We start from the raw sequence: 23612 nt of genomic DNA, 5'->3' as shown, positions 1-23612 counted from the left end.
TAAACAAATAATGCTGAAAAAAATTATTCAGTTTTCAATAGCGAATAAGCTTGTAATAGCCCTGTTCACTTTGGGGCTGATCGCATGGGGCGTATATTCCCTGAGACAACTTCCCATTGATGCCGTTCCTGATATCACCAATAATCAGGTTCAGGTCATAACCCTTAGCCCATCCCTTGCTACCCAGGAGGTAGAAAGGCTTATTTCCTATCCCGTAGAACAGACCATGTCCACCATACCTGAAATAGAGCAGGTACGCTCCATTTCAAGGTTCGGACTTTCGGTTGTAACTATCGTATTCCATGATGATGTTGACATCTACTGGGCCCGGCAACAGGTAAACGAAAAGCTTGCCGAGGCCAAGAATAACATCCCATCAGGACTTGGTAATCCAGAAATATCACCCATATCAACAGGTCTTGGGGAGATATACCAATACGTGATCCATGCAAAGCCTGGATTCGAAAAGAAATTCAACGCGCGCGAGCTGCGCACCATCCAGGACTGGATTGTAAGGAGACAGCTCCTTGGTACGCCGGGCATTGCAGAGGTCAACAGTTTCGGTGGCCTTTTGAAACAGTATGAGATTGCGCTTGATCCCGATAAGCTGCGGAGCCTTAACCTGAGCATCAGCGATGTTTTCGCAGCCCTTGAACAGAACAACCAGAACACGGGGGGCGCCTATATAGACAAAAAGCCAAATGCCTATTTTATTAGGAGCGAAGGCCTGGTCGGCAATCTTGATGACATCAATAAGATCGTTGTCAAAAACAATGCGAACGGAATCCCGGTGCTTATCCACGATATCGCCACCGTACAGATCGGTAGTTCCATCCGTTATGGCGCACTTACCCGTGCAACAAAGGATGGTGAAGGTGAGGCTGTTGGCGGTATAGTAATGATGCTGAAAGGCGCAAATGCCAATAACGTGGTAAAACAGGTGAAGGCTAAGATAGACAGAATCAGTAAAACTCTACCGAAGGGGGTAACCATTGAGCCGTTCTTAGATAGAAGTGCGCTTGTTGATCGTGCCATGGGCACAGTAGCCAAAAACCTCATCGAGGGCGCCCTGATTGTTATTTTTGTCCTGGTTCTTTTTCTTGGAAATTTTAGGGCCGGGCTGGTTGTTGCCTCAGTGATTCCGCTTGCCATGCTATTTGCGATTTCCCTGATGAACCTTTTTGGCGTATCGGGAAACCTGATGAGTCTTGGCGCGATAGATTTCGGACTTATCGTCGATGGGGCCGTAATTATTGTGGAAGCCACAATGCACATCCTCTCTGGGAATAAGCTTGGCCGCGCTTATACACAGGCCGAAATGGATGAGCAGGTTGAAAAATCTGCCGTGCGGATGATGAGCGCTGCGGCATTTGGACAGATCATTATTCTGATCGTTTATCTTCCCATCCTTGCCCTTGTAGGTATTGAAGGCAAGATGTTCGGTCCTATGGCACAAACCGTTTCCTTTGCCATATTGGGAGCCTTTATTTTGTCCCTTACCTATGTTCCTATGGTTTCCTCGCTGTTCTTAAGCAAAAAAGTTGCCCACAAAAAGAATTTTTCAGATCGGATGATGGATTTTTTTCAGCGCCGTTACACTCCAATGATCAAGGCTGCACTCAATAAAAGAATAATTGTTGTGGCATCATCGGTTGTTCTTCTGGTCATCAGTATTTTTATCTTTACCCGGATGGGGGGAGAATTCATTCCCACGTTGGAGGAAGGTGATTTTGCGGTAGAAACCAGGCTACTTACCGGCAGTTCCCTTTCCCAGACTATTGATAAAGTAAATCAGGCTTCAAAAATCCTTGTAGAAAAATTTCCAGAGGTGAAAGAAGTAATTGGTAAGGTTGGTGCTGCCGAGATTCCTACCGATCCCATGCCAATGGAAGCATGTGATCTGACCATAATACTCAAAGATAAAAAAGACTGGACCACTACCCATGACAGGGAAGAACTGGCAGAGATGATGAGTAAGGCACTTGAAGAAGTTCCCGGCGTGAGCTTCGGTTTTTCACAACCAATCCAATTACGCTCAAATGAACTTATCTCGGGAGTTAGACAGGATATTGGGATCAAAGTTTTCGGAGATGACCTCGAATCCCTCACCAGTATATCCCAAAAGATCGGGAAAATTGTTTCGGGTGTAGAGGGCGCAAAAGATCTCTATCTGGAACAGGCAACCGGTCTGCCGCAGATAGTGGTAAAGATCAACCGTGATAGGATTGCACAATATGGATTGAGCATAGGAACGGTTAACCAGGCACTCAATACTGCTTTTGCAGGACAGTCTGCGGGGCTGGTATACGAGGGAGAGCAGCGTTACGATATCATTGTTCGCCTTTCCCAACAGAACCGCCAGGGTATTGATGATGTTAAAAATGTCTATGTGACTGCCCCGAACGGCAATCAGGTTCCCCTTGACCAACTTGCTGACATAGAGTTTAAGATCGGCCCTAACCAGATTCAACGTGAGGATACCAAACGGCGCATCATAGTGGGGCTGAATGTCCGTGGCCGTGATATCCAGAGTGTGGTAACAGAGATTGAGCAGAAAATAAACGAACAGATCAAAATGCCCGCAGGATATTACATTACCTATGGAGGGCAGTTCGAAAACTTAAAAGAGGCGACACAAAGGCTTTCTATTGCCGTTCCGGTTGCACTTTTACTGATATTGCTATTACTGTATTTCTCATTTGGATCTGTAAAACAGTCGATACTGATTTTTTCTGCTATTCCGATGGCCGCAATCGGGGGAATATTTGCATTAATCCTGAGGGGAATGCCTTTCAGCATTTCCGCCGGTGTTGGATTTATTGCATTATTCGGGGTAGCCGTGCTCAACGGAATCGTACTGATTACCGAATTCAACAGATTGAAAAAAATGGATAAATATAGTATAAGGGACATTGTCCTCAAGGGAACTGCTATCCGTCTGAGACCTGTACTGATGACCGCAACTGTAGCCTCTCTTGGGTTCCTTCCAATGGCAATATCCAGTGCAGCAGGCGCTGAGGTGCAGAAACCGTTAGCAACCGTAGTAATCGGGGGACTGATTACTTCCACCATATTAACCTTAATCGTACTTCCAGTGCTATATACTTATTTTGAAGGTTGGAAAAGCAAAAAAACTGCCCTTCCAACAACTGTAGTTACCCTAGCGGTGTTTTTTGGACTTTTCATTTTATCGGGACAGGCGCAGGCGCAGACGGTTCCCACCAAGGGTATGAGCCTTGAGCAGGCTTTGAGCACAGCATTGAGTAATAACCAGGCTTTGAAATCCTCAACCCTGCAGATTGGCAGGCAACAGGCGCTAAGGGGATCCTCAACAGATCTTGGAAAGACCAGCTTTGAGGTGCAGTACGGACAGATGAATACCATCAAACGCGACAATAACTTTTCGGCCTCTCAGAACATACCCTATCCGGGGCTGTTCAAAAGTCAGCGCAACTTGTATGATGCGCAGATCAGGGGAGCCGAAATCGGCCTTCAGGTAACACAAAGAGAACTTTCCTATCAGGTGAAAAGCGTTTACGCCCAGTTGGGCTATTTCATTGCCCTTCAAAAGCTTTACAAAAGCCAGGACAGTGTTTACAGTAACTTTCTGAAGGCCGCCTCACTGAGGTACCAGGCAGGAGAGACCAATCTGCTTGAAAAAACTACCGCCGAAACTCAGTATAATGAGGTTCGCAACCAGATGAGCAAGAACGAAGCTGATATCCTTGCCTATACCGCCGAACTTAAGCGTTTGCTCAATACCAGGGAACAGATCAGTATCATGAACGCGGACTTTGGCCAGGTAGTCTGGAATGTTAGCCAGGCTGATACCATTACATCAGAAAATCCAATTCTTGCGCTGCAGGCCCAGCAGATAGATATTGCCGACAAGACGGTAAGGCTCGAGCGCTCACGCTCCGGCCCCGATTTCAGTATCGGCTATTTCAACCAGTCCATTATCGGAGCACAGAATGTTGGCGGTCAGGATCTTTATTTTAATGGAGGCAAACGTTTTCAGGGAGTTTCCGCCGGGATCTCCATACCGCTTTTCTTTAAGCCTTTCTCCTCAAGGATAAAAGCCGCAAAGATAGATAAGCAGGTAGCCGAAAGCGATTTTATCCTTTCCCAGACAGATCTTCGTGGAAGGTATGAGCAGGCCTTCCAGGACCTTCAGAAAAATTCCAGAAGTATCGCCTATTATAAGAACAGTGCCCTGCCGAATGCCAACCTGATCCTAAAGCAGTCCCAGATTGCATTTCAGGCAGGGGAGATCGGCTATGTAGAGTATCTGCAGGCCCTGCGTACCTACTCTGATATCCGCTTCAGCTATCTGGAGGCCATCAACCAATACAATCAATCAGTATACACATTACAGTACCTAAAAGGTCAATAACAATATAAAAATGAAAAAAATATTAAAAGCCCTCAGCCGATTATCTTACATTGGGGCACTGGCAGTAGTGCTTTCTTCCTGCGGCAGCAAGGAAAAAGATGGCGCTGGAACAGAAGCCTCTGCAGACAGCACGGCCACCGAGGAAAGCAACTCAGTAGAGCTCAGCCAGTCACAGTTCAAGTCTGTAGGGATAGAGCTGGGAAGTCCCGAGCTCCGTGCACTCAGCGGTATGCTGAAAGTAAATGGCTTTATTGACGTGCCACCACAGAACCTGGTGAGCATTACCACTCAGATGGGCGGTATTGTAAAATCCACTCCGCTTTTACAGGGGACAAAGGTGAGCAAAGGTCAGGTTATTGCCATACTCCAGAATCAGGAATATGTGCAGATGCAACAGGATTACCTGGAGAGCAAAAGCCAGCTTGAACTTTCGGATTCTGAATACAAAAGACAACAGACCCTTGCCCAGCAAAACGTTAATGCTCAAAAAACACTCCAACAGGCCAAAGCAGCTTATCTGGGAAATCTTGCAAGGGAAAATGCATTAAAGCAACGTCTTCAACTGATCAATATCAATCCGTCCTCGCTAAACGCCGGCAATATCCGTAGCCAGATAAATATCTACTCGCCGATCAATGGCTATGTAACCAAGGTTAACGTAAATACGGGCAAATTTGTGGCCCCCAATGATGCAATGTTCGAAATCGTAAACAGTTCGAATCTCCACGTTGAGCTCAACGTTTTCGAGAAAGATGCACAAAAGGTAAAAAAAGGACAGAAGGTGCTTTTTTCACTCACCAATGATTCAACCCAGCGTACTGCTGTCGTACAGCTGGTAGGCGGTGAGATCAATGCCGATAAGACCGTGACCGTTCATGCTATTGCCCAGGGAAGCGCCGGGTTTATCCCTGGTACTTACCTTAAGGCTTTCATCGAAACAGGTGCCGTGCAGGTAATGGCTTTGCCTTCTGCAGCGGTTGTAGACTTTGAGGGCAAAAAATACATTTTCGTCCAGAACTCGGCGGAAAAAAAGGCAAAGGAACCAGCAAAAAACGAGTCGGGAAACAAAGAAAGCGCCACTGAGGCCGGCCATCATTTCGAAATGGTAGAGGTTACAACGGGTATATCCGATGGCGGTTATATAGAGGTAACTATGCCTTCGGGACGGGATTTTACAGGCAAGGTTGTACTTAAAGGTACATATGATCTGCTGTCAAAAATGAAGAACAGCGAAGAAGAGTAAAGTCCCCACAAAGAATTTTTAGTACACACATTGAATAAAAGGTGCCTCGTTAGGGAGGCATCTTTTTAAAAAAAGTGAACCCACACGGGCAGAGAATACAGATAAAGCGGTTGCCCTGAATATTCAACAAAAATCAATTTACCCCGATATGGAAAACAAGAAGAAAAAATCCGACACCAAATCATCTGCCAAAAAGCCTGTAGTCCGGAAGGAAGGCTCAGATTCCAAAGAAACAAAAGCGAAGCCGGTAAAGGAAGAAACCAAAACTTCTTCACAGCCTATTTCTGAAAAACCATCCAGGAAGGGAAAAGAAGCTGAAAAGGAGAAAGAGGCTCATCTTGACCATGCTGAAGAGGAAGGCCATGATCATGAACATGGCGGGATTTTCGGGAAGAACACGGAAATGATCTTCGCCTTTATCTGTGGCGCGGCGCTGGGGATAGGATTTGGAATTTCTTTCATAGACGGTGTTCCCGAATGGGCAAGCCTTGCACTCTACATAACAGCCTATTTCTTTGGCGGTTTCTTTACGGCCAAGGAAGCAGTTGAAACTATATTGAAAGGTGGCTTTGAGATCGACTTTCTGATGCTGGTCGCCGCAATCGGCGCAGCGATCCTGGGCTCCTGGGCCGAAGGCGCATTATTGCTCTTCCTGTTCAGTCTGGGACATGCGATGGAACACTATGCGATGGGCAAGGCAAGAAAATCCATAGCTGCCCTTACCAGTCTGGCTCCCCCGACAGCCCTGGTTGTCCGGGATGGCAAGGAATCTGAAGTGCGCATCGAAGAGCTTCAGCTTGGAGATGTCATTATCATCAAGCCCAACAGCAAGATTCCGGCAGACGGAGTGGTTGTAAAGGGTGAGGGCAGTGTCAATCAGGCCCCTATAACAGGAGAGAGTGTGCCAGTGGACAAATCACCCGTACCGGACGCATCAAAGGACTATTCTGCCGAAAAAACCATCAAGCCCCAGTTCCGTGTATTTGCCGGAACAATCAACGGAGCATCGGTTCTGGAGGTTAAGGTAATCAGGGAAGCCAAGGATTCTACCATCTCACGCCTGATCAAAATGGTAAATGAGGCGGAAAAACAAAAATCCCCAACGCAGCTATTTACCGACAGGTTCGAAAAGTATTTCGTTCCAGTTGTACTGGTTCTTGTGACCGCACTATGTTTTGCATTCCTGGTTATCGATGAGCCTTTTAGCAAAAGTTTCTACCGCGCGATGTCCGTACTGGTTGCTGCCAGCCCGTGCGCTTTGGCGATTTCTACCCCAAGCGCAGTACTTAGCGGTATTGCAAGGGCTGCACGTGGCGGAGTCCTTATAAAGGGAGGGCGGCCACTGGAAGATCTGGGCGAACTCAACGCCATCGCGTTCGACAAGACCGGAACACTTACCGAAGGCAAGCCCCAGCTCACAAACGTGATTCCACTGAACGACATGTCAGAAGAGGAACTAATGGGTATTGCTGTTGCAGTTGAAAAACTCAGCGACCACCCGCTGGCCGAAGCAATTGTAAAAGGCGCACTCGAAAAGATGAAGAAAAAATCCGTTCCTGAGGCACATAACGTGAAAGGCATTACCGGAAGAGGTGTTCAGGCTGAGGTCAACGGTAAAAAAGTATTCATTGGAAACAAGGCCCTTTTTGAAAAGGATGGAATACCCGAAGATATTCTCAAACAGGTTGAAGAGCTGGAAAAGGGCGGACATACTTCAATGCTTGTCAGGGTCGATAAAGATTTCATCGGCATTCTTTCCCTTATGGATGTTCCCCGTGAAGAGGCAAAACATGTGCTTAAAGAACTCGAAGAGCTGGGGATCAAAAAAATGATTATGCTAACCGGGGACAACCAACAGGTTGCAGAAGCGGTAGCTAAACAGATCGGTGTAACCGAGGCATGGGGCAACCTTATGCCGGAAGACAAAGTCAAGGCAGTACAGAAACTCGCCAAATCAGAAAAAATGGTTGCGATGGTGGGAGACGGCGTGAATGATGCCCCGGCCATGGCCAAAAGTACCGTAGGTATCGCTATGGGCGCTGCGGGATCTGATGTTGCTTTGGAAACAGCAGATATTGCCCTGATGGGCGATAAGCTGGAAAGTCTTCCCTTTGCCATCGGGCTTAGCCGTAAAGCCCGGGGCATCATTAAACAGAACCTCTGGATTTCCCTTGGTGTTGTCGCCGCACTTATTCCACTGACCATACTGGGTGTCGCTTCGATCGGACCGGCAGTAATCGCCCACGAGGGATCGACGTTGGTCGTAGTGTTTAATGCGCTGCGCTTACTTGCTTACGACAACGGACATAATAAAAAAGCACCGAAAAAGAGGAAAAAATAAGGCATGTTCAAAAAGGTTAAAAAATTCCTGAAAGCCCTGGGGCCGGGCATCGTTACCGGTGCGAGTGACGATGACCCATCAGGTATTTCCACCTATTCACGGGGCGGTGCAAAATATGGTCTGGCAACGCTTTGGGCAATGATCAATACATTCCCCCTGATGGCTGCAATCCAGGATTGCGACCGTATCAGGCTGACCAAAACGCTTAGGAAACACTATCCAAAATGGGTATTGTACCTGTTGATCATATTCAGCGTGCCGGCAATCGTCCTGAACATTGGTGCCGATATCGCTGATATGGACGCTGTGGAGCATCTCATATTTCCTGCCGTTCATGCAATTGTTTTTAGTGTGCTCTTTACCGGAGTACCTCTATTCTTCATCATCTATCTGCCTTACTCGACACTTGGCTCAGTGCTGAAATATCTGTTCCTGACCCCCATGGAGATTCTTATCGGCACATGCCTCGACCTCAATCTAGGGTACCTTTCCTTTGGTGCCTATAGATTTTATTTAAGAAAGAATTATGCAGGCTAAACAACTTATTTCATTAAACATACTGCTGTTTGCAGCGTTTCCGGTCGTCTTACTTATAGTCGGTGGAATGATCGTAACCTGGAAAAAGCCCACGGCTGCTGTGCAGAGTACGATCCTCCACTTTGCTGCAGGGGTAGTTTTTTCAGTCGTGGCAGTCGAGCTTTTGCCAGATATGATCAGGATCCATGATACAACCGCGATAATTATAGGTTTTACCTTGGGTATTTCGGCCATGCTTCTGATCAAATGGTATACCGCCAGGCTTGAGCTCAAAATGGGCGGAACAAACGACAGCAAGCTGTTGCCTTGGGGAATGCTTATCGCGGTAGGCATTGACCTGCTCTTGGACGGTCTTCTTTTAGGGATAGGATTTGCAGCGGGATCAAAAGAAGGAACCCTGCTTGCACTGGCACTTGCGATGGAATGCCTTTCGCTGGGACTTGCAGTAGGTACCAGGCTGACCAAGCTTGGAAGTTCCAAAAGGAGGCTGATCAGGGTGCTCTCGCTATTTGGCCTGGTTTTTCTATTGGGAACAGGGGGAGGTTTTTTTATGCTGCATTTTACAGGAGAAAAAGTACTGGAACTTGTGCTCTCATTTGGTAGCGCAGCATTACTGTTTTTAGTTACCGAGGAACTTCTTGTCGAAGCCCATGAAGAAAAGGATTCTCCATTTTTTACCGCGGCTTTTTTCTTAGGATTTCTTCTGTTTATGGTTCTGGGGCTCATTATTTAATCTAAACCGATGAATATTATCGCTAAAATCAGTCAGTTCGATGCGCACCATAAACTTTACCTCTCCCTGGGTGTTGCTCTTGCCGTCCTTGGTATTTGCTATGCTACGGAACTGGAAGCCTCTGTCAGGTTGATGGTTGTATGGCTAAGCTATGCAACAACCAGCATAGCGCTTGCATGGACAACCATTAGCTCCTCGCATCCCAGTCAGATAAAACACGATGCCCATGCGCAGGATTCAAGCAGGACGCTCATTTTTCTTTTTGCCATAGCTGCTGCATTCGCCAGTCTTTTTTCCATTATTATCCTTTTGCGTGAAAATTCGGAAAAGACCGATCAGGGCCTTTTTATGACTATCGTTATTCCGTTGCTCTGCGTGGTTAGCTCATGGTGGTTGGTTCATACGGTCTTTACCATGCGATATGCACATTTCTATTACTGTGACATCGAGCATGAGAAGAAAGGAAAAATAGAAAAACCCGGAGGACTGATCTTTCCGGGAGGAGAAGATCCCGATTATATGGATTTTGTCTATTTCGCTTTCGTGGTTGGAATGACTTTTCAGGTATCTGACGTAGAAATCTCCTCCAAACGGATCCGAAGGCTTGCATGGATGCACGGTGTTCTTTCATTTGCCTTTAATACAGTAATAGTTGCCCTGACAATCAATGTGCTCTCGGGCATGATCCAAAAATAATTTAATTTAAAACTAAAAACCTATGGACTGGACACCAGAAAATTTTCCACTTGAGATGAAGGACCTTGACCCAAGGGTAAGGGAAAAAGCGATCGAGATCGCCAACGAGCTTAGAATTACCAAAGAGGTAAGCGAGCTCAATATTGTTGAGGTCGCCATCAACAGGGCCCAGCAATGGTTTATCAGCCTGGAGGGATAATGGCAGTGCAAAGACTATCCCCTGATCACACAAAATATAATCCAAACCGCGGAAAGGTATCCACAAGGCTCCTGACCGATCTTAAAACATTGAATAAAATGCAGATCAAAAGAAACAACAGGCCCAGGCCTGCTGCTGCCAGGGGTGGGGGAACAGCTCCAAAAAAGAAAAAGGCCAAGGGGCCAAAGAAATCGGTTTTCCTGATGGTATTTTATTGGATACTGGCGCTGCTGCTGGCACTCGCCATTTATTTTAAAGCCAAACATTTCTATAATTCACATTGGGACAAGGATACCAACGAAAAAAACAACGATTCTGTTATCAACACCCCCGGATCTAAAAAATAAACCATGAAGCAGATTTTTATGAAAAGCCGATATAGTGTACTATATTTCTTTATCTTTTTCTTCATCTGTGTCTCGACCATGCTGAGGATCAGTTTTACTGCGATTTCGCTCGGAAAGGCGGGGCTGGGATTTGGAGAAATCCTCACCGCCTTTGCTAAAGGATTCGTCTTCGATCTTGGGGTGGCCACATATTTCAGTGTAATTTATGCCTTTTATCTGCTCATCCTTCCCCAAAAATGGAACAGGACTGGATTTAACAAGGTGTTTACCCATATCCTTCTTTTTCTGATGGTCTTGATTTCGGTATTTTCTTTTTTCGCAGAATTTACTTTTTGGCGGGAATTTGAGAGCCGTTTTAACTTTATAGCAGTAGATTATCTGGTCTATACTTATGAGGTTGTGCACAACATCAACGAGTCCTATCCGCTGCCGCTTTTGATTTCAGCTGTTGTCATAATCTCCTTTTTATGGAACTATCTTATGAAGGGGGCGTTCAGGAAGAGCTTCGAGTCTGCTACACCTTTTGCCCGTCGATCGGTAAATACAGCCCTGATCATTCTGACAGCAATATTCTATACGATCGAGATAGATAACTCCTGGGGGGATAAAAGCGGTAACCGTTATGCGGCAGAAATTTCCAAAGCAGGGATATATTCTTTCGTAGCGGCCTTCAAGGCGAATGAACTTAGCTACGATCAGTTTTATCCGATGCTCACAAATCAGCTTGCCTTCAATTTGGTAAGAAAAGAACTCTCCTCTTCCTCTAGCAGGTTTATTTTCAAAGGTCCTTCGGTACGTAGATCGGTTCTGGCCGGTAATGGCCAGACGGAACCCAATGTCATCATGGTGGTCATGGAGAGTTTCAGCGCTGATTATATGGGCACTTTTGGCAATACACAAAAACTGACACCTGTTCTGGATTCGCTGGCCAAAGAGAGCATCCTATTTGAGCGCATGTATGCAACAGGCACCCGTACCGTGCGAGGGATGGAGGCGCTTTCCCTCGCCGTTCCGCCAACACCGGGGAATAGTATTGTAAGGAGGAGCAATAATGCAAACCTGAGCACAATAGGCAGTATTTTTTCCAAACGTGGGTATTCCACAGGCTTTTTTTATGGCGGGGACGGTTACTTTGACAATATGAACCAGTTCTTCGGAAGCAATGGCTATGACATAACAGATAGGGGGAGGAAGCTTACAATGGGTGATGCCTATCTGGGAAAGCGGACCATCCTGAGCGATAGCGAAGTGAGCTTTGAAAATGCCTGGGGCGTTTCGGACGGGGATCTTTTCGCTGCGGTAATCCGTGATGCGGATAAAAGGCACTCGTTAAAGAAACCTTTCTACGATTTTGTCATGACCACTTCCAACCATCGGCCCTTTACCTATCCCAAAGGAAAGATAGATATCCCACCAGGCACGGGAAGAGAGGGCGCAGTAAAATATACCGATTATGCCATTGGGGAATTTTTAAGACAGGTCCGGAAAAAGCCATGGTTCAGCAATACCGTGTTTATATTCGTTGCCGATCACTGCGCGGAAAGCGCAGGAAAGAACGAGATTGATATCTCCCGTTACCATATCCCGGCGATGATATACAACCTCAATGGACAGCCCCCTTCAATAATTCCCAGCCTTTGCTCACAGATAGATCTCTATCCAACCTTGTTCGGCCTGTTGAAATGGGACTTTGAGAGCAATAACTTCGGTATGGATGTTAGATCAGCCGGGTACCGCCCAAGGATCTTGCTAGGAACCTATCAAAAGCTCGGTTATCTCCGTAGCGACACCCTTGTGGTACTCAGTCCAAGGAAGCCTCCGCAGAGCTATCATTATGATTTCAAAACCAATACACAGACCTCGGCGAAATCTTCTGAAACACTTGGAAGGGAAGCCATTTCTTATTATCAGAGTGCCTATTATCTCTTTAGGACAGGCGGATTAAAAAAATAAGAATATTATGAATTATTATCAGTTATTATTGATCTGTGTGCTAGCGGGGTCTGTGATCCTGCTAACAGGTAAATACTTTTTTAAGCGCAGGCGCAGAAACATCTTCAGTATGCTTATAGGAGATGTTCAAGCTTATGTAAGCTATCTTTTTGAGGAGCACTGGCAGGCTGACCTGGCATACCACGATCTGGATCATACCAGACTTGTGGTCAAAAGGACCCAGGAAATCGCTTCCAATTTTCGCCTGGATGACCTTCAGGAATTCATACTTTTCTCTGCCGCATGGTTTCATGACACCGGGCAGCTAACTGGGCCTCCTGCCGGCCATGAGCATCGAAGCGTGCGGCTGATGGAAGAGTTTCTTTCAGATAAAGGGATTGCACCGGATATCATTTCCGCCATCGGCCGCTGCATACTCTCCACCTCCATTCCACATAGCCCTAGCAATATCCTTGAAGAAATTATCTGTGATGCGGATACCTATAACCTGGGCAATGAGGAATTTCTCATCACCGATGCAAAGGTTGCGCGCGAAATGCAGAAAAGGGCAGATGTGGACCTAAGCCATTGGGATAAAGAAACACTTGCATTTCTATCAGCCCACCGTTTTTTTACGCCTTATTGCAAGTCTATGCTCTCGCAGGGAAAGCAAAATAATATCCATTTGGTGCGGGAACGCATAAAAAATAAATCAGGCCAAACACCCTAAATGGATTTGGACAATGAATGGGATATACTCTTAGGCTTCTTGTCGCTTTTATCCTGGCTGGTATCATTAAAAATAGGTTGACACCCCGAACTGCACCGCTCCGGTTCTGGCAGGCGGGTTTCCAAGGATATCCTTCTGCCACTGTTTTCGGTAGGAAAACCTCAGCACGGTTTGTTGCCTTGGCCTGAAACTGATGCCGGGCATTACGCTGAAAAGTTCATCACCAATATTCCCGCCGGTCTCCCTGAACTTCCCTACATTCCAGTCCACATACTCTACCCTGCAGGCTAAACTTACAACAGAATGCTGCCAGCCCAGAATCGTTTTTTTGATCACAGGTTGAACAATATCTATATATCCGCCCATCTGACGGCTCCCGAACTGCTGGGAATAGGTGTCGGGAACATCTACCCTGATCCATGCCCACTCAGCGGTGATGAAGGTCTTAAGTTTGGGAAGTGTAGTGTTAAAGTCTATGGCGAAAACATTTAACCTGCGTTTGTCATCGATAACAATTCCGTCCGACTGCCATTTATTGTAAACACCTCCCATATAGGATACGCCGAGTTCGCCTATATTGTTCCTGCGTACCGCAACCTTTCCCGTTAGAAGCGGCTGCCCGCTTGCAATTTCTTCAAACCTTTCCGGATTCCTTTTTGAGGCAGCCAGAGAGGTTCTGTTTTCAGGGTTTGCAATAATGGAATCGTCAAAGCTGCTTGTGGCATATAACTCGTAGCCCAGCATCCAGTCACCGCTATAGTTCTTGCCATAAATCCCGAATCCTGCACTGCTCCAGGTTGCAGGCAGCATCTGTGTCATGGCGATCGGACGGTCGGTGAATTCCCATTTAGGACCGTCATGGTTCTGGTTGAATGCACCAATGGGATTTAATATCATTCCACCCCTTAAATTAAGCAAGGGGTGCAGTTCCAGATCCAGCGCAGCAAATTCAACCGCTATTTCTTTTTCAGCAGGTTCAAATTCGATCTCGGAAAGGAACTTGATGCGCTTGGAAATGGTTGAGGCTACAAATAGCGTCATCCTTCTGAACTGGAACTGCTGTCCTTCAGAGATCCCGTCTGTACCCTGATACTGCCAGTTGGCTTCCATATACCCGCCCACTGATACCGGAAGTTTTCCCACGGCAATAAAAGGCCGTTCATAAACTGCATCCATGTTGAGTGAGTTTTTTGCTGTATCACTGGGTTTGGCCCTTAAAAGTTTCGGGTCGATCTGGGCAAAAGCCATCTGACCGATACCAATAGATATGATAAGCGTAAAGAGTTTTTTCATACTGCCTTCAGTGAAATTTTGATCCTGGTTTTTTCTATGGTAATGGGGAAAGTTCTTAAGTTTGCTTCTGCCGGACCATTTGTCATTCTGCCCTTATTGTCAAATTCACTTCCATGGGCCGGACATTGAAGCCTGTCTCCGAAAGCCTGGAGCTCGGTTCCCTGGTGGGTGCACTGCATCCATAGTGCAGAATAATTCAGTTCATCATGCCGGTAGATACAGATGGGATATCGGAGCAGGTCATTGCTGACTACAATGTATCTTTTGAACTGGACATTTTTTTCCTGTCTGATTTCAAAGTCCTTCATTTCTACGACCAGGTTATCCCCTGCAATCTCGCCCGTCGCCGGCACCAGGCTGCTGCATCCACTGATCAACGTGGTGATCCCAAGGCCTCCAAGGCAGGCCATTCCACAGCCTTTTATAAAATCTTTTCTTTTCATTTCTATAGTGATTCTAAAAATCTCAGCATGGCATTTCTTTCTGCCCCAGACAGCTGGTTGAACCTGTTGCGGCTTGCAGATGCCTCTCCTCCATGAAGGGTTACCGCCTCTTCGATGCTTTTTGCCCTTCCGTCATGCAGCAGATGATAAGATCCACCCTGTGAATTCATCGAAAGTCCCAGTCCCCATAGGGGCGGGGTCCTCCATTCGAAGGTCTTAGCCGATCCTTCCGTATAACCATCGTCCAGCCCAGGTCCCATATCGTGAAGCAGCAGGTCGGTATAGGGATGGAATTCTTTGTTGGATAGAGCAACCACTGGGGAAAAAACTGTTTTTAGGGTAGGCTTGTGACAGCCTGAACAGTTGATCTTTTCGAACAGTTTCCTGCCGGTTTCAACTTCGGCATTTCCGGCATCGCGCTGTATGGGCGCTTTTAGCGTCTGTAGATAAAACACCACGTTATTCACTGTAAGTGTGGAAATTTCAGGATCAATCACCATCCGCGTATAGGCATCCACAGGATCAAAGCTTGAAGTTATCCCGATATCCTGGTTGTAGGCATTAACAGTCTGGTGGAGCAGGTTATATGCTGCCGCCTTTTTTCCAAAACGATGGATATATTTTCCCTTCAGTGCAATAGCGTTGTTAAAGGCCTGAACATATGACGGAAGCACTGCGTAATTTGGGACACCAGAAATGCCGTCATTATCCAGATCCTGGGGGTCAGCCATAGCTAGTATATCTGCATCAGCTACCAGTTCGAGAAAGCCAAGGCCGGTATTGGCAGGCGGTGTAAATTTTGAAAAGCTGGCGTCTGCTGGGATTTGCTCAGGTTTGTACCCGGGAATAGCCCTGTTCTGCAGTTGTGGGCCTCCCTGGTCCAAAAATTTATTGCCTGTCTCATCGGTCTGCCCGAAACGGACCAGCGTAGTAAAGGGATGGCCTTTGCCGTCTCCAGCATGGCAGCTTCCGCAGCTGGTTGCAACAAAGCCAGGACCAAGGCCATTCGCAGGAGTAAATATCTCATTGTTAAAGGCCGCATCTCCCAAAGCGAAACGTCTGAGCTGGTCATAGCTGAGTCCTTCCACCGGGCCATCAAGAATTTCATCCTCTTTTGGAGAAGAAGGGATTATCTTCTCACAGGACACCATTATAGCAACTAGGCTCATAAGTGAAAGCAGGACAATGGGTAATCTTTTCTGCATGTTATCTGATTTTTTGTAAATCTAATAATAAAAACAGAAAAGACTAAAAATAAATTTAGGTTTATCTAAAATATATTTTAGGGCTGCCGTTTTTTTTTGTTTCGTTCTGTAACTGTCCCACGCTTAAGTGTTTAAGCGATGATCATTTCAACCGAACCGGATTAAAGAACATTATATTTTCGCAGTACTTTTACGCCTGGTGCAGAATGCTTCGAATCGTTTCGTTTTGGAAATTAGAAACCGATTTCCATCTGACCGTGTTGGGTGAAAGCGCTATACGAGAAAGGCATTTCTAAAAGATAAAATAGTATTTGTAATTGAAAGCGAAAACGAGGGCTTTTTATTTAATCTGGGAGAAAGGTAACTGGTGCAAAACGGAAAAAAGTTCCAGTCATTTTCTTGTGAACAATTCACGATAGCCGCCATACCGTGGGATTAGCATTTTTCAGAAAAATAGTAATTGAACTAAATGAAACTAGCGTTCACTAAGGCAAGATGTGCAATGAGTTTAGAAATAGACACGGGGACTGAACGGTGTCCATATCCCCGATATCTAAATTAACGCTCTCAAGGCTAAGATAGCATTCCATTATATGGAATCAAAATCCTCATCACCAATGTTATCTCACTTTTTAATTGGTCGACTTCGAAACCTTATCAAAAAGGTGAGACTTACAAACTTTAGAAGCAGGCTTCTTAAAAGTTTCCTTAACTAAAGACTTCTGGTTGAAGATTGGCGTGTAACATCAATATTTTCTTGGCAGGTGGGGGTATTGGAATAGCTATTTTTATCAGAAGTGGTAATAATTTATCCTGATTTTAGTAAAAAGGTTAGACGCAGAGACCGCAGGCGATAATTGTATTTCCTTAACTGCAGAGAACACCAATACTTTTGACGAAAATATTCTGAGAGAAGCTTTGCGCTAGCCAAAATATATTCTTGAGCCAATAAAAGCTTTCTTTTCAACCCTATAATTTTATTTTTGTATATTGAGAAAAGCTTTCCGAGGAAATATAGTGGTAGGAAAATAATGTTATGAGTGCAAATAAAATAACTCTCGCCTATGCGGAAGATGAGCGCTGGTTTCGGGAACCAATGGTAGAAATGTTGGTCGAAAGTGGCTTTGATGTCATTGGCGCTTTTAGTGATGGCAGAGAGCTTCTTACTTTCTCAGAAAATTGCTCGACTTTGCCTGATTTGTTTTTAACGGACCTGCGCATGCCCAAATTGAATGGTCTTGAGTTGACAAAAGAAATTTTGAAGAAATGGCCCCACGCGAAAGTGATTGTCCTAACTTCAGAGATAGAAAACTTTTACATAGAGGAGGCAAAGAAAGCTGGCGCTGTATGCTTTTTACATAAAATTATCGACTACAAGAATATCAAACACGCCCTCTTGGAGGTTCACCAAACTGGAGCGACGACCTTCGGGAAACTGAATTTGTAATACCTGGCCCGATTTCCTGTAAGCAGAGGGTTTTAAGGATGAAGGCTTTCTAAATAAGTTATGCACTCTAATTCGGTTAATTTGCGGTGACATTTGCACAGAAATTGCACAAGTTGTTTTTCGGTTCCCAATGTGCACAACTAATATTTGATACCGTTGCACGAATTTTACTTAGTTTTAAGCGTTTTAATTACAAGGGGTTCGAGAGAAATTCCTATTTTCACGAAAGGGTCTATTAAAAACGGTTTATGTTGATGATGTTATAGGGATATTGAAATATTCTATCATCAGCTTTGAAGCTATAACAAAATAGCGCATTACAATTTAAGTTTAATTTAATACAAAGTGAAACTTAGGGCTGGCAAATGAATTAATATACATACATAAATTGCAAATGCTAGCGACAACAAGTATCTTTCACTCATATTTATAATCTCAATGAGCCTGTTCGCTATTCACAATTATCAAAAAGAAGTAGAAGATATCATTCACTTTGGTGGGACAAAAAAAGAGACTGCTATAAGGAGTGCTTTCCATAATCTATTAAATGAATACGCACAAGGAAAGGGTCTAAAGGTAGTAACGGAAGTGAGTATTCAGGCGAATAATAGCAATAAAAAGGTTACGCCAGATGGTACTTTAAAAGACTCGTTGCGACAAGACTGGGGGTATTGGGAAAGTAAAGATGAAAGTGACGATATAAACGAAGAAGTACAGAAAAAGTTCAGTAAAGGATACCCTACTCAAAATATACTTTTCGAAGATAGCAAGACGGCAATTCTTTTTCATAACGGGCTAGAAACAAGTCGCGTATCAATGAAAGATGCAAATGCTCTTCACAACCTTTTAACTGATTTTATAAATTATGAAAGGCCAGAGGTTAAGCATTTTCGTCAAGCAATTGAACTTTTTAAATTGGATATTCCTAAAGTTACCGCGACAATTAGAGAAATTATTGAGAAAGCAGAAAAATCTAATAAAGAGTTTAAAAAATACAGCAAAAAATTCTTAAAAATATGTCACGATAGTATAAATCCCAATGTGACGTCCGACGATGTGCGAGAGATGATTATCCAGCATATTTTAACTGAGGATGTCTTTAATACAATATTTGATGAGAATCAATTTCATCGAGAAAATAATATTGCCCGTGAATTAGAAAAGGTAATTCATACCTTTTTTATCGGTACCGTCAGAAAAACGGCACTATCAAGCGTTCAACATTATTATCAAGCGATTAATGCTGCCGCGGCTGGAATCGCTGATCATCATGAGAAGCAAAAATTTTTAAAGGTAATTTACGAAACCTTTTATAAAAGCTATAATCCAAAAGCTGCTGATCGCTTAGGGGTAGTATATACTCCAAACGAAATCGTTAATTTTATGATTAAGGGTTCAGATTTTTTATTACATCAGCATTTTAATAAATTTTTATCCGACCAAGGTGTTGAAATTCTGGACCCCGCTACTGGAACAGGAACATTTATTACCGATATAATAGATTATATTCCTAAAGATAAATTAGAGTTTAAATATAAAAATGAGCTACACGCAAATGAAGTCGCAATATTGCCTTATTACATTAGTAATTTAAATATTGAGTTTACCTATAACCAAAAAATGGGTAAATATGAAGAATTTACTAATCTATGCTTTGTAGATACTCTTGATAATTTGGGATTTACTTTTATGGGGAAGCAAACAAATCTATTTGCTCCATTTTCCCAAGAAAATAGCCTTCGTATCATCAAACAAAATACTAGAAAGATTTCGGTGATAATTGGTAATCCTCCATATAATGCAAATCAAGTTAATGAGAATGAGAACAATAAGAATAGGGAATACCCAGAAATCGATAAAAGGATAAAAGATACTTTCATAAAATATAGTAAAGCTCAAAAAACAAAAGTTTATGATATGTATTCCCGCTTTTATAGATGGGCTTTCGATAGAATTCAAGATAAGGGAATTATTGCATTTGTTACAAATCGGAGTTTTATTGATAGTAAAACCTTTGATGGTTTTCGTAAAGTTATTCAAACAGAATTTGACCAGGCTTATATTATAGATACCATAAGTGATGTCAGAGCCAATCCTAAAATCGCTGGTACAACTCACAACGTTTTTGGAATTCAGACTGGTGTTGCAGTTATGTTTTTGATCAAAAAACAAAACCGAGTTAAGGGTGCACAATGCAGTATTTTTTATACCGCACTCGATGATAACTGGAAAAAAGAGCAAAAACTTCAATGGTTTACAGAAAATTCCATTTCCTCGGCCTCATTCACTCATATTCATCCAGATAAAAATAGCAACTGGCTGAACAACACAGATAATGACTTTGATAAATTGCTTCCGATGTACATTAAAGGTGGTAGTAAGTCGATTTTTAATTTGGCTTCCAATGGAATTTCTACTAATAGAGATGAGTGGGTTTATGATTTCAATGAGAAAAATCTAAAATCTAAAATCAAGTATTTTATTAAGATCTATAACAATTGTGTTAACGCAGGCAATTTTGAAAAATATGCAAAAGAAATCAAGTGGAGTCGTGATTTAAAAAATAAATTAACGCGAAAAATATTTGCTGTCGAGAAATCCGTTTCTTTTGTTAAATGTAACTATAGACCTTACACCAAAAAAATATTGGCTTTAAATTCGGTTTTGAATGATGTGATAAGCCATAATCAAAATTTCTTTAGTAGTAACAATAATATCGCAATTTGTATTAACGGGAACGGATCTGACTTTCGATTTCTTATAGTTGATACTTATCCCGATCTTCACTACACTGGAGATACAAAATGTTTTCCGCTTTATCGTTATGATGAAAAAGGCCGCATTGATAATATTTCAGATTGGGCATTAACTAAATTTATTACTCATTATAAGTTGAAATCTATTTCAAAAGAAGAAATCTTTGAATACATCTATGGGATACTTCACTTTCCTATTTATCTCTCTAAATATGAACTAAACCTTCAACGTGACTTTCCTAAGATTCCATTATATGAGGATTTTTATAAGTGGCAATCATGGGGTAAAACATTAATATCCATCCAATTAAATTATGAAAATGCCAAATTATATCCGCTAGCGGAGGTTCAAACTGGTAATAAAACTAATCCCAGAACAAAACTTAAGGCAGATAAGATATCGGGAATAATAACAATCGATGAGAACACCGAGCTCCGTGGTATACCCAATAGTGCTTGGGAATACAAAATTGGTAATCGTAGTGCGCTGGAATGGGTCTTAGATCAATACAAAACAAAGAGTCCTAAAGATGAAAGCCTTACAGCTAAATTTAATTTGTATGAGTTTTCCTCTTATAAAACTGAGGTAATAACTTTACTAAAAAAAGTTTGTTCAACAAGTGTCGATACAATGGATATTATATTTAAAATGAGCATTTAACCGTAGGATTGTCTTATCTAATTTTATATTATTGATTTAAATAATGATTTAATTGAATTAATTCTTCCAATCATATTTGGTGGTATCACAACCGCAGCGAATGTTTTTGGCAACTGTGTCGTAATTTCGTAGCGACACATCCGGTTTTTTACATTCTTTGTTTTGGCAATGAAAAAGCTTTTCAAAGGCGATGATGTCGGCCCAAAAAGCCTTTAGGTCCCCGAGTTTCGGATCGAAAGGATTATCGTGAGAAAGCAGATTACCGAACACAGAAGAACTGGACAACTTATCTATAATCGGAAGGTTAACTTTTAATTCCGCACTAGCTTTATTAATCTTTGATTTAAGCTCGTTGATCATTTCATCCGGCATCCGTTTTTCATTCACCTCGTTATACTTGAAACTCAGCTTTACTTCCAAGTTCAAACAGATCTTCTTCAGAATATGCTCTAAATATTTCCTTATAGGATTGCCTAATAATGTGACATTGCCATTAGCTAAGTTATATTCAATTATCTCTTTCAGATCATCTGGCGATTCACTCAAATGTGTTCCTTTGATCTCTGTCCATTTGATTTCGTTAATCAGCCAGCCTTTTTTCTTAGCAATCTGACGGACATATTGGAACCATTGTTCTTCATGGGTAAGCAGGACAATCTGATATTCCGAAAATTTATCGAATAAAAGGTCAGCAAATTTTTTCCGGTGATTGGTATCAAAGCTGGAAATTATATCATCCAGTATCAAAAACTTGTTTTCCTTGTTAAACGCGACTACCGAAGCCAAAAAGAATGAAATGCCAAAACAGTTCAGGTGAGATTCACTAAAATATTTTTGAGGTGGTGATACCCATTCACCCTTGTATTTATATTCAATGGTTATGCCGTTAAGCTCGTCATCCTCGCCAATGGTGACGATACGGATTTTCTCAAAAAGTTCACCAGGGTTCATGTACTGGTAATAATCATTGATGGTACCCGAAAAGGTATCAATAAAATTCTGTAGACCTTCTTTTTGTTTTTTTACAAACTCGTTAAAGATGATCTCAAGCGAGTTTTTTTGTTTTTCAAGTTTCTCCCGGTCTTCTTCGAAATTTTTGATTTTCATAAAAGCATCTTTGGCAGCTGATATATTAGCATATAGCACCGTCGTGTTATCACTTGCAATGGCTGTTTTTATCTTTGAGATCCGGGCAGCTATGTCGACGTTTTCAAGAAAATCCGCAGCGTGAAGTTTCAGGGAAGATGCATCACTTAACCTATTACCAGAGGTAACCTTTTCCAATGCAGCTTTCTGATACAGTCCAATCTTGACTTTCAATCCAGCAACAGCCTTACTGATTTTTGAATTGGCCAGATCTTTATACAACAGGTCGGTTGCCAAAGCATCGAGCCTTTTTATACGTTCCGCAGCAATGGCCACCATGCTTGTTTTTGAACTGTCGAAAACCGCTTTCTTTTTAGCGGCTTCTCCTATTTCCTGAAGACGCACATTTATTTCTGCCTGTAAGTCGGTCAGATTTTTTGGTTGTAAGCAAAGCGGACAGCTTTCGTCCTTATGGAATTTTTTGACGATGACATCATTCCCAACCTTTAAGAGTTCGGCAAGATAGGTCTGCATGATAGATCCTACATCATCGGCAATTTTATTAAATTCTACATGGTATTTAGTGTATTCCGTATCGATGAAATCAACTTCCTTTTCGAGGTCTGTTAGTGAGGCCTGACAAGTTTCCAGAAACCTCAGCTCGTTTACGAATTTGGAGGATGCAGGTGTTTTCAATTTAGCCAAGACATTATCTATATCGGCCATTGACCCAACGGTGAAGCCCAAACATAATGGAGCAATGGTTTCATTGATTTTCTCAAAAAGATTAGCCTCTTGGCTAAAAGCCGCCCCTATTTTCTCAATTAAGGTAGTTTTTTGAGTATTGATTTGGTTCTCAAAGTTTTGGTTTTTGATTTCAGCTTTGATAAAGTTGAAAGACTTCTTTAGTACTTCTTTTGCTTTTGTCACTTCGGAAAAACCGATAATATCCGACAGGTTTTTTAGCTTGTCGCTCTTTGTTTGGTCAACAAAATCGCGCAGGAACTGGTAGCGCAGTAACAAGTTTTCCTTTCGTGACCGTTCAAGGTATTCTGCAAAATCGGTTGTATCATTTGAAAATTCAGTAACTAATTTTCCTTTTTTATAATAGAGCTTTCTTTCGGCATTAATGACCGGTTTACTATAGTTGATCTTGATCGACGATTCTTTTTCCCCAGACAGGTAAGCGTTTCTAAGCGCATCTTTCAAATCTATTTCCTGGCTACCCAGGTGCGATACCGCATCAGTGTAATACCATTCCAGTGCATCCGATATACTGCTTTTACCAGTGCCATTATCCCCGTATAAAAGGATGGATTTTTCACCAAGATTTAAGGCGAACTGTTCCTGGACACCCCTTAACCCGGAAATATGAAGTTGCTTAATTTTGATTGGCATCTTGCTCTCTTAAAGTGTGTAATTCATTTTTCACGTTTGTGTCGGTAAGCTTGCCCTGGTCATATAGGGTTGCCAGGGACCGTGCAAGCACTTTGTCCACGTTTGGAATGTTCTCGATCTCTTTGAAAAAGTCGTCCAAAATTTCTTTGCCGGATTTTACGTCGTTACTCAT

Annotated in this window: 17 protein-coding genes; 12 read left to right on the top strand and 5 right to left on the bottom strand. The window is 43.0% G+C overall.

What is annotated here, in order from left to right; genetic code table 11:
- Positions 1–10: 10 nt before the first annotated feature.
- The 10 genes from O0931_RS15620 (at position 11) to O0931_RS15575 (ending at position 13151) form a co-directional block, all read left to right on the top strand.
- Positions 11–4393 (top strand): CusA/CzcA family heavy metal efflux RND transporter, encoded by a 4383-nt coding sequence (locus O0931_RS15620; RefSeq protein WP_109932806.1) that lies wholly within the window; start codon positions 11–13, stop codon positions 4391–4393.
- A gap of 10 nt (positions 4394–4403) precedes the next feature.
- Positions 4404–5636 (top strand): efflux RND transporter periplasmic adaptor subunit, encoded by a 1233-nt coding sequence (locus O0931_RS15615; protein WP_056095224.1) that lies wholly within the window; start codon positions 4404–4406, stop codon positions 5634–5636.
- A gap of 148 nt (positions 5637–5784) precedes the next feature.
- A complete protein-coding gene (locus O0931_RS15610; RefSeq protein ID WP_056095221.1) occupies positions 5785–7977 on the top strand; it encodes a heavy metal translocating P-type ATPase in 2193 nt (730 codons plus the stop codon).
- Positions 7978–7980: 3 nt separating this feature from the next.
- Positions 7981–8514, top strand: coding sequence for a divalent metal cation transporter (locus tag O0931_RS15605; RefSeq protein WP_197413309.1), 534 nt, complete (start codon positions 7981–7983; stop codon positions 8512–8514).
- Complete coding sequence (locus O0931_RS15600; RefSeq protein WP_056095217.1) at positions 8504–9247, top strand: ZIP family metal transporter; 744 nt, start codon at positions 8504–8506, stop codon at positions 9245–9247. Before O0931_RS15605 ends, O0931_RS15600 begins: the two co-directional genes overlap by 11 nt.
- Before the next feature lie 9 nt (positions 9248–9256).
- A complete protein-coding gene (locus O0931_RS15595; protein ID WP_056095215.1) occupies positions 9257–9943 on the top strand; it encodes a DUF1345 domain-containing protein in 687 nt (228 codons plus the stop codon).
- Between the two features lie 22 nt (positions 9944–9965).
- Complete coding sequence (locus O0931_RS15590) at positions 9966–10142, top strand: DUF2188 domain-containing protein (RefSeq protein ID WP_167398035.1); 177 nt, start codon at positions 9966–9968, stop codon at positions 10140–10142.
- Between the two features lie 98 nt (positions 10143–10240).
- A complete protein-coding gene (locus O0931_RS15585) occupies positions 10241–10489 on the top strand; it encodes a hypothetical protein (protein WP_147273669.1) in 249 nt (82 codons plus the stop codon).
- A 3-nt stretch (positions 10490–10492) separates the two neighbouring features.
- Positions 10493–12442, top strand: coding sequence for an LTA synthase family protein (locus O0931_RS15580; RefSeq protein ID WP_056095210.1), 1950 nt, complete (start codon positions 10493–10495; stop codon positions 12440–12442).
- A 7-nt stretch (positions 12443–12449) separates the two neighbouring features.
- Positions 12450–13151 carry an HD domain-containing protein gene (locus O0931_RS15575; RefSeq protein ID WP_146202961.1) on the top strand — a complete coding sequence of 234 codons (702 nt, stop codon included), beginning with the start codon at positions 12450–12452 and terminating at the stop codon, positions 13149–13151.
- A 66-nt stretch (positions 13152–13217) separates the two neighbouring features.
- Here the strand turns inward: O0931_RS15575 and O0931_RS15570 are convergent, their stop codons facing one another.
- The 3 genes from O0931_RS15570 to O0931_RS15560 are packed head-to-tail and all read right to left on the bottom strand — an operon-like array spanning position 13218 to position 16092.
- The gene (locus O0931_RS15570) at positions 13218–14444 is read right to left on the bottom strand and encodes a hypothetical protein (protein ID WP_056095202.1); all 1227 of its coding nucleotides are present in this window, start codon (positions 14442–14444) and stop codon (positions 13218–13220) included.
- On the bottom strand, positions 14441–14887 hold the full coding sequence (locus tag O0931_RS15565; protein WP_056095200.1) for a QcrA and Rieske domain-containing protein: 447 nt from the start codon (positions 14885–14887) through the stop codon (positions 14441–14443). Before O0931_RS15565 ends, O0931_RS15570 begins: the two co-directional genes overlap by 4 nt.
- A 2-nt stretch (positions 14888–14889) precedes the next feature.
- Positions 14890–16092 (bottom strand): di-heme oxidoredictase family protein, encoded by a 1203-nt coding sequence (locus O0931_RS15560; RefSeq protein WP_056095197.1) that lies wholly within the window; start codon positions 16090–16092, stop codon positions 14890–14892.
- Between the two features lie 1036 nt (positions 16093–17128).
- On the opposite strand from O0931_RS15560, the gene O0931_RS15555 reads away from it, so the two are divergent.
- A complete protein-coding gene (locus O0931_RS15555) occupies positions 17129–17539 on the top strand; it encodes a response regulator (protein ID WP_056095195.1) in 411 nt (136 codons plus the stop codon).
- Between the two features lie 438 nt (positions 17540–17977).
- Positions 17978–20956 (top strand): type ISP restriction/modification enzyme, encoded by a 2979-nt coding sequence (locus O0931_RS15550; protein ID WP_056095192.1) that lies wholly within the window; start codon positions 17978–17980, stop codon positions 20954–20956.
- Positions 20957–21013: 57 nt separating this feature from the next.
- Here O0931_RS15550 and O0931_RS15545 read toward each other — a convergent pair whose 3' ends face one another.
- Both O0931_RS15545 and O0931_RS15540 read right to left on the bottom strand, forming a co-directional pair.
- Positions 21014–23440, bottom strand: a complete 2427-nt coding sequence (locus tag O0931_RS15545) for an AAA family ATPase (RefSeq protein ID WP_056095188.1) — start codon at positions 23438–23440, stop codon at positions 21014–21016.
- Positions 23424–23612 carry a hypothetical protein gene (locus O0931_RS15540; RefSeq protein ID WP_056095184.1) on the bottom strand — a complete coding sequence of 63 codons (189 nt, stop codon included), beginning with the start codon at positions 23610–23612 and terminating at the stop codon, positions 23424–23426. The genes O0931_RS15545 and O0931_RS15540 overlap by 17 nt, the downstream gene beginning before the upstream one ends.

The organism is Pedobacter rhodius, assembly GCF_027213645.1.
GTDB lineage: Bacteria > Bacteroidota > Bacteroidia > Sphingobacteriales > Sphingobacteriaceae > Pedobacter > Pedobacter rhodius.
Note: the sequence above shows the minus strand (reverse complement) of the source record. Positions and strands in the feature narration are given on the sequence as shown.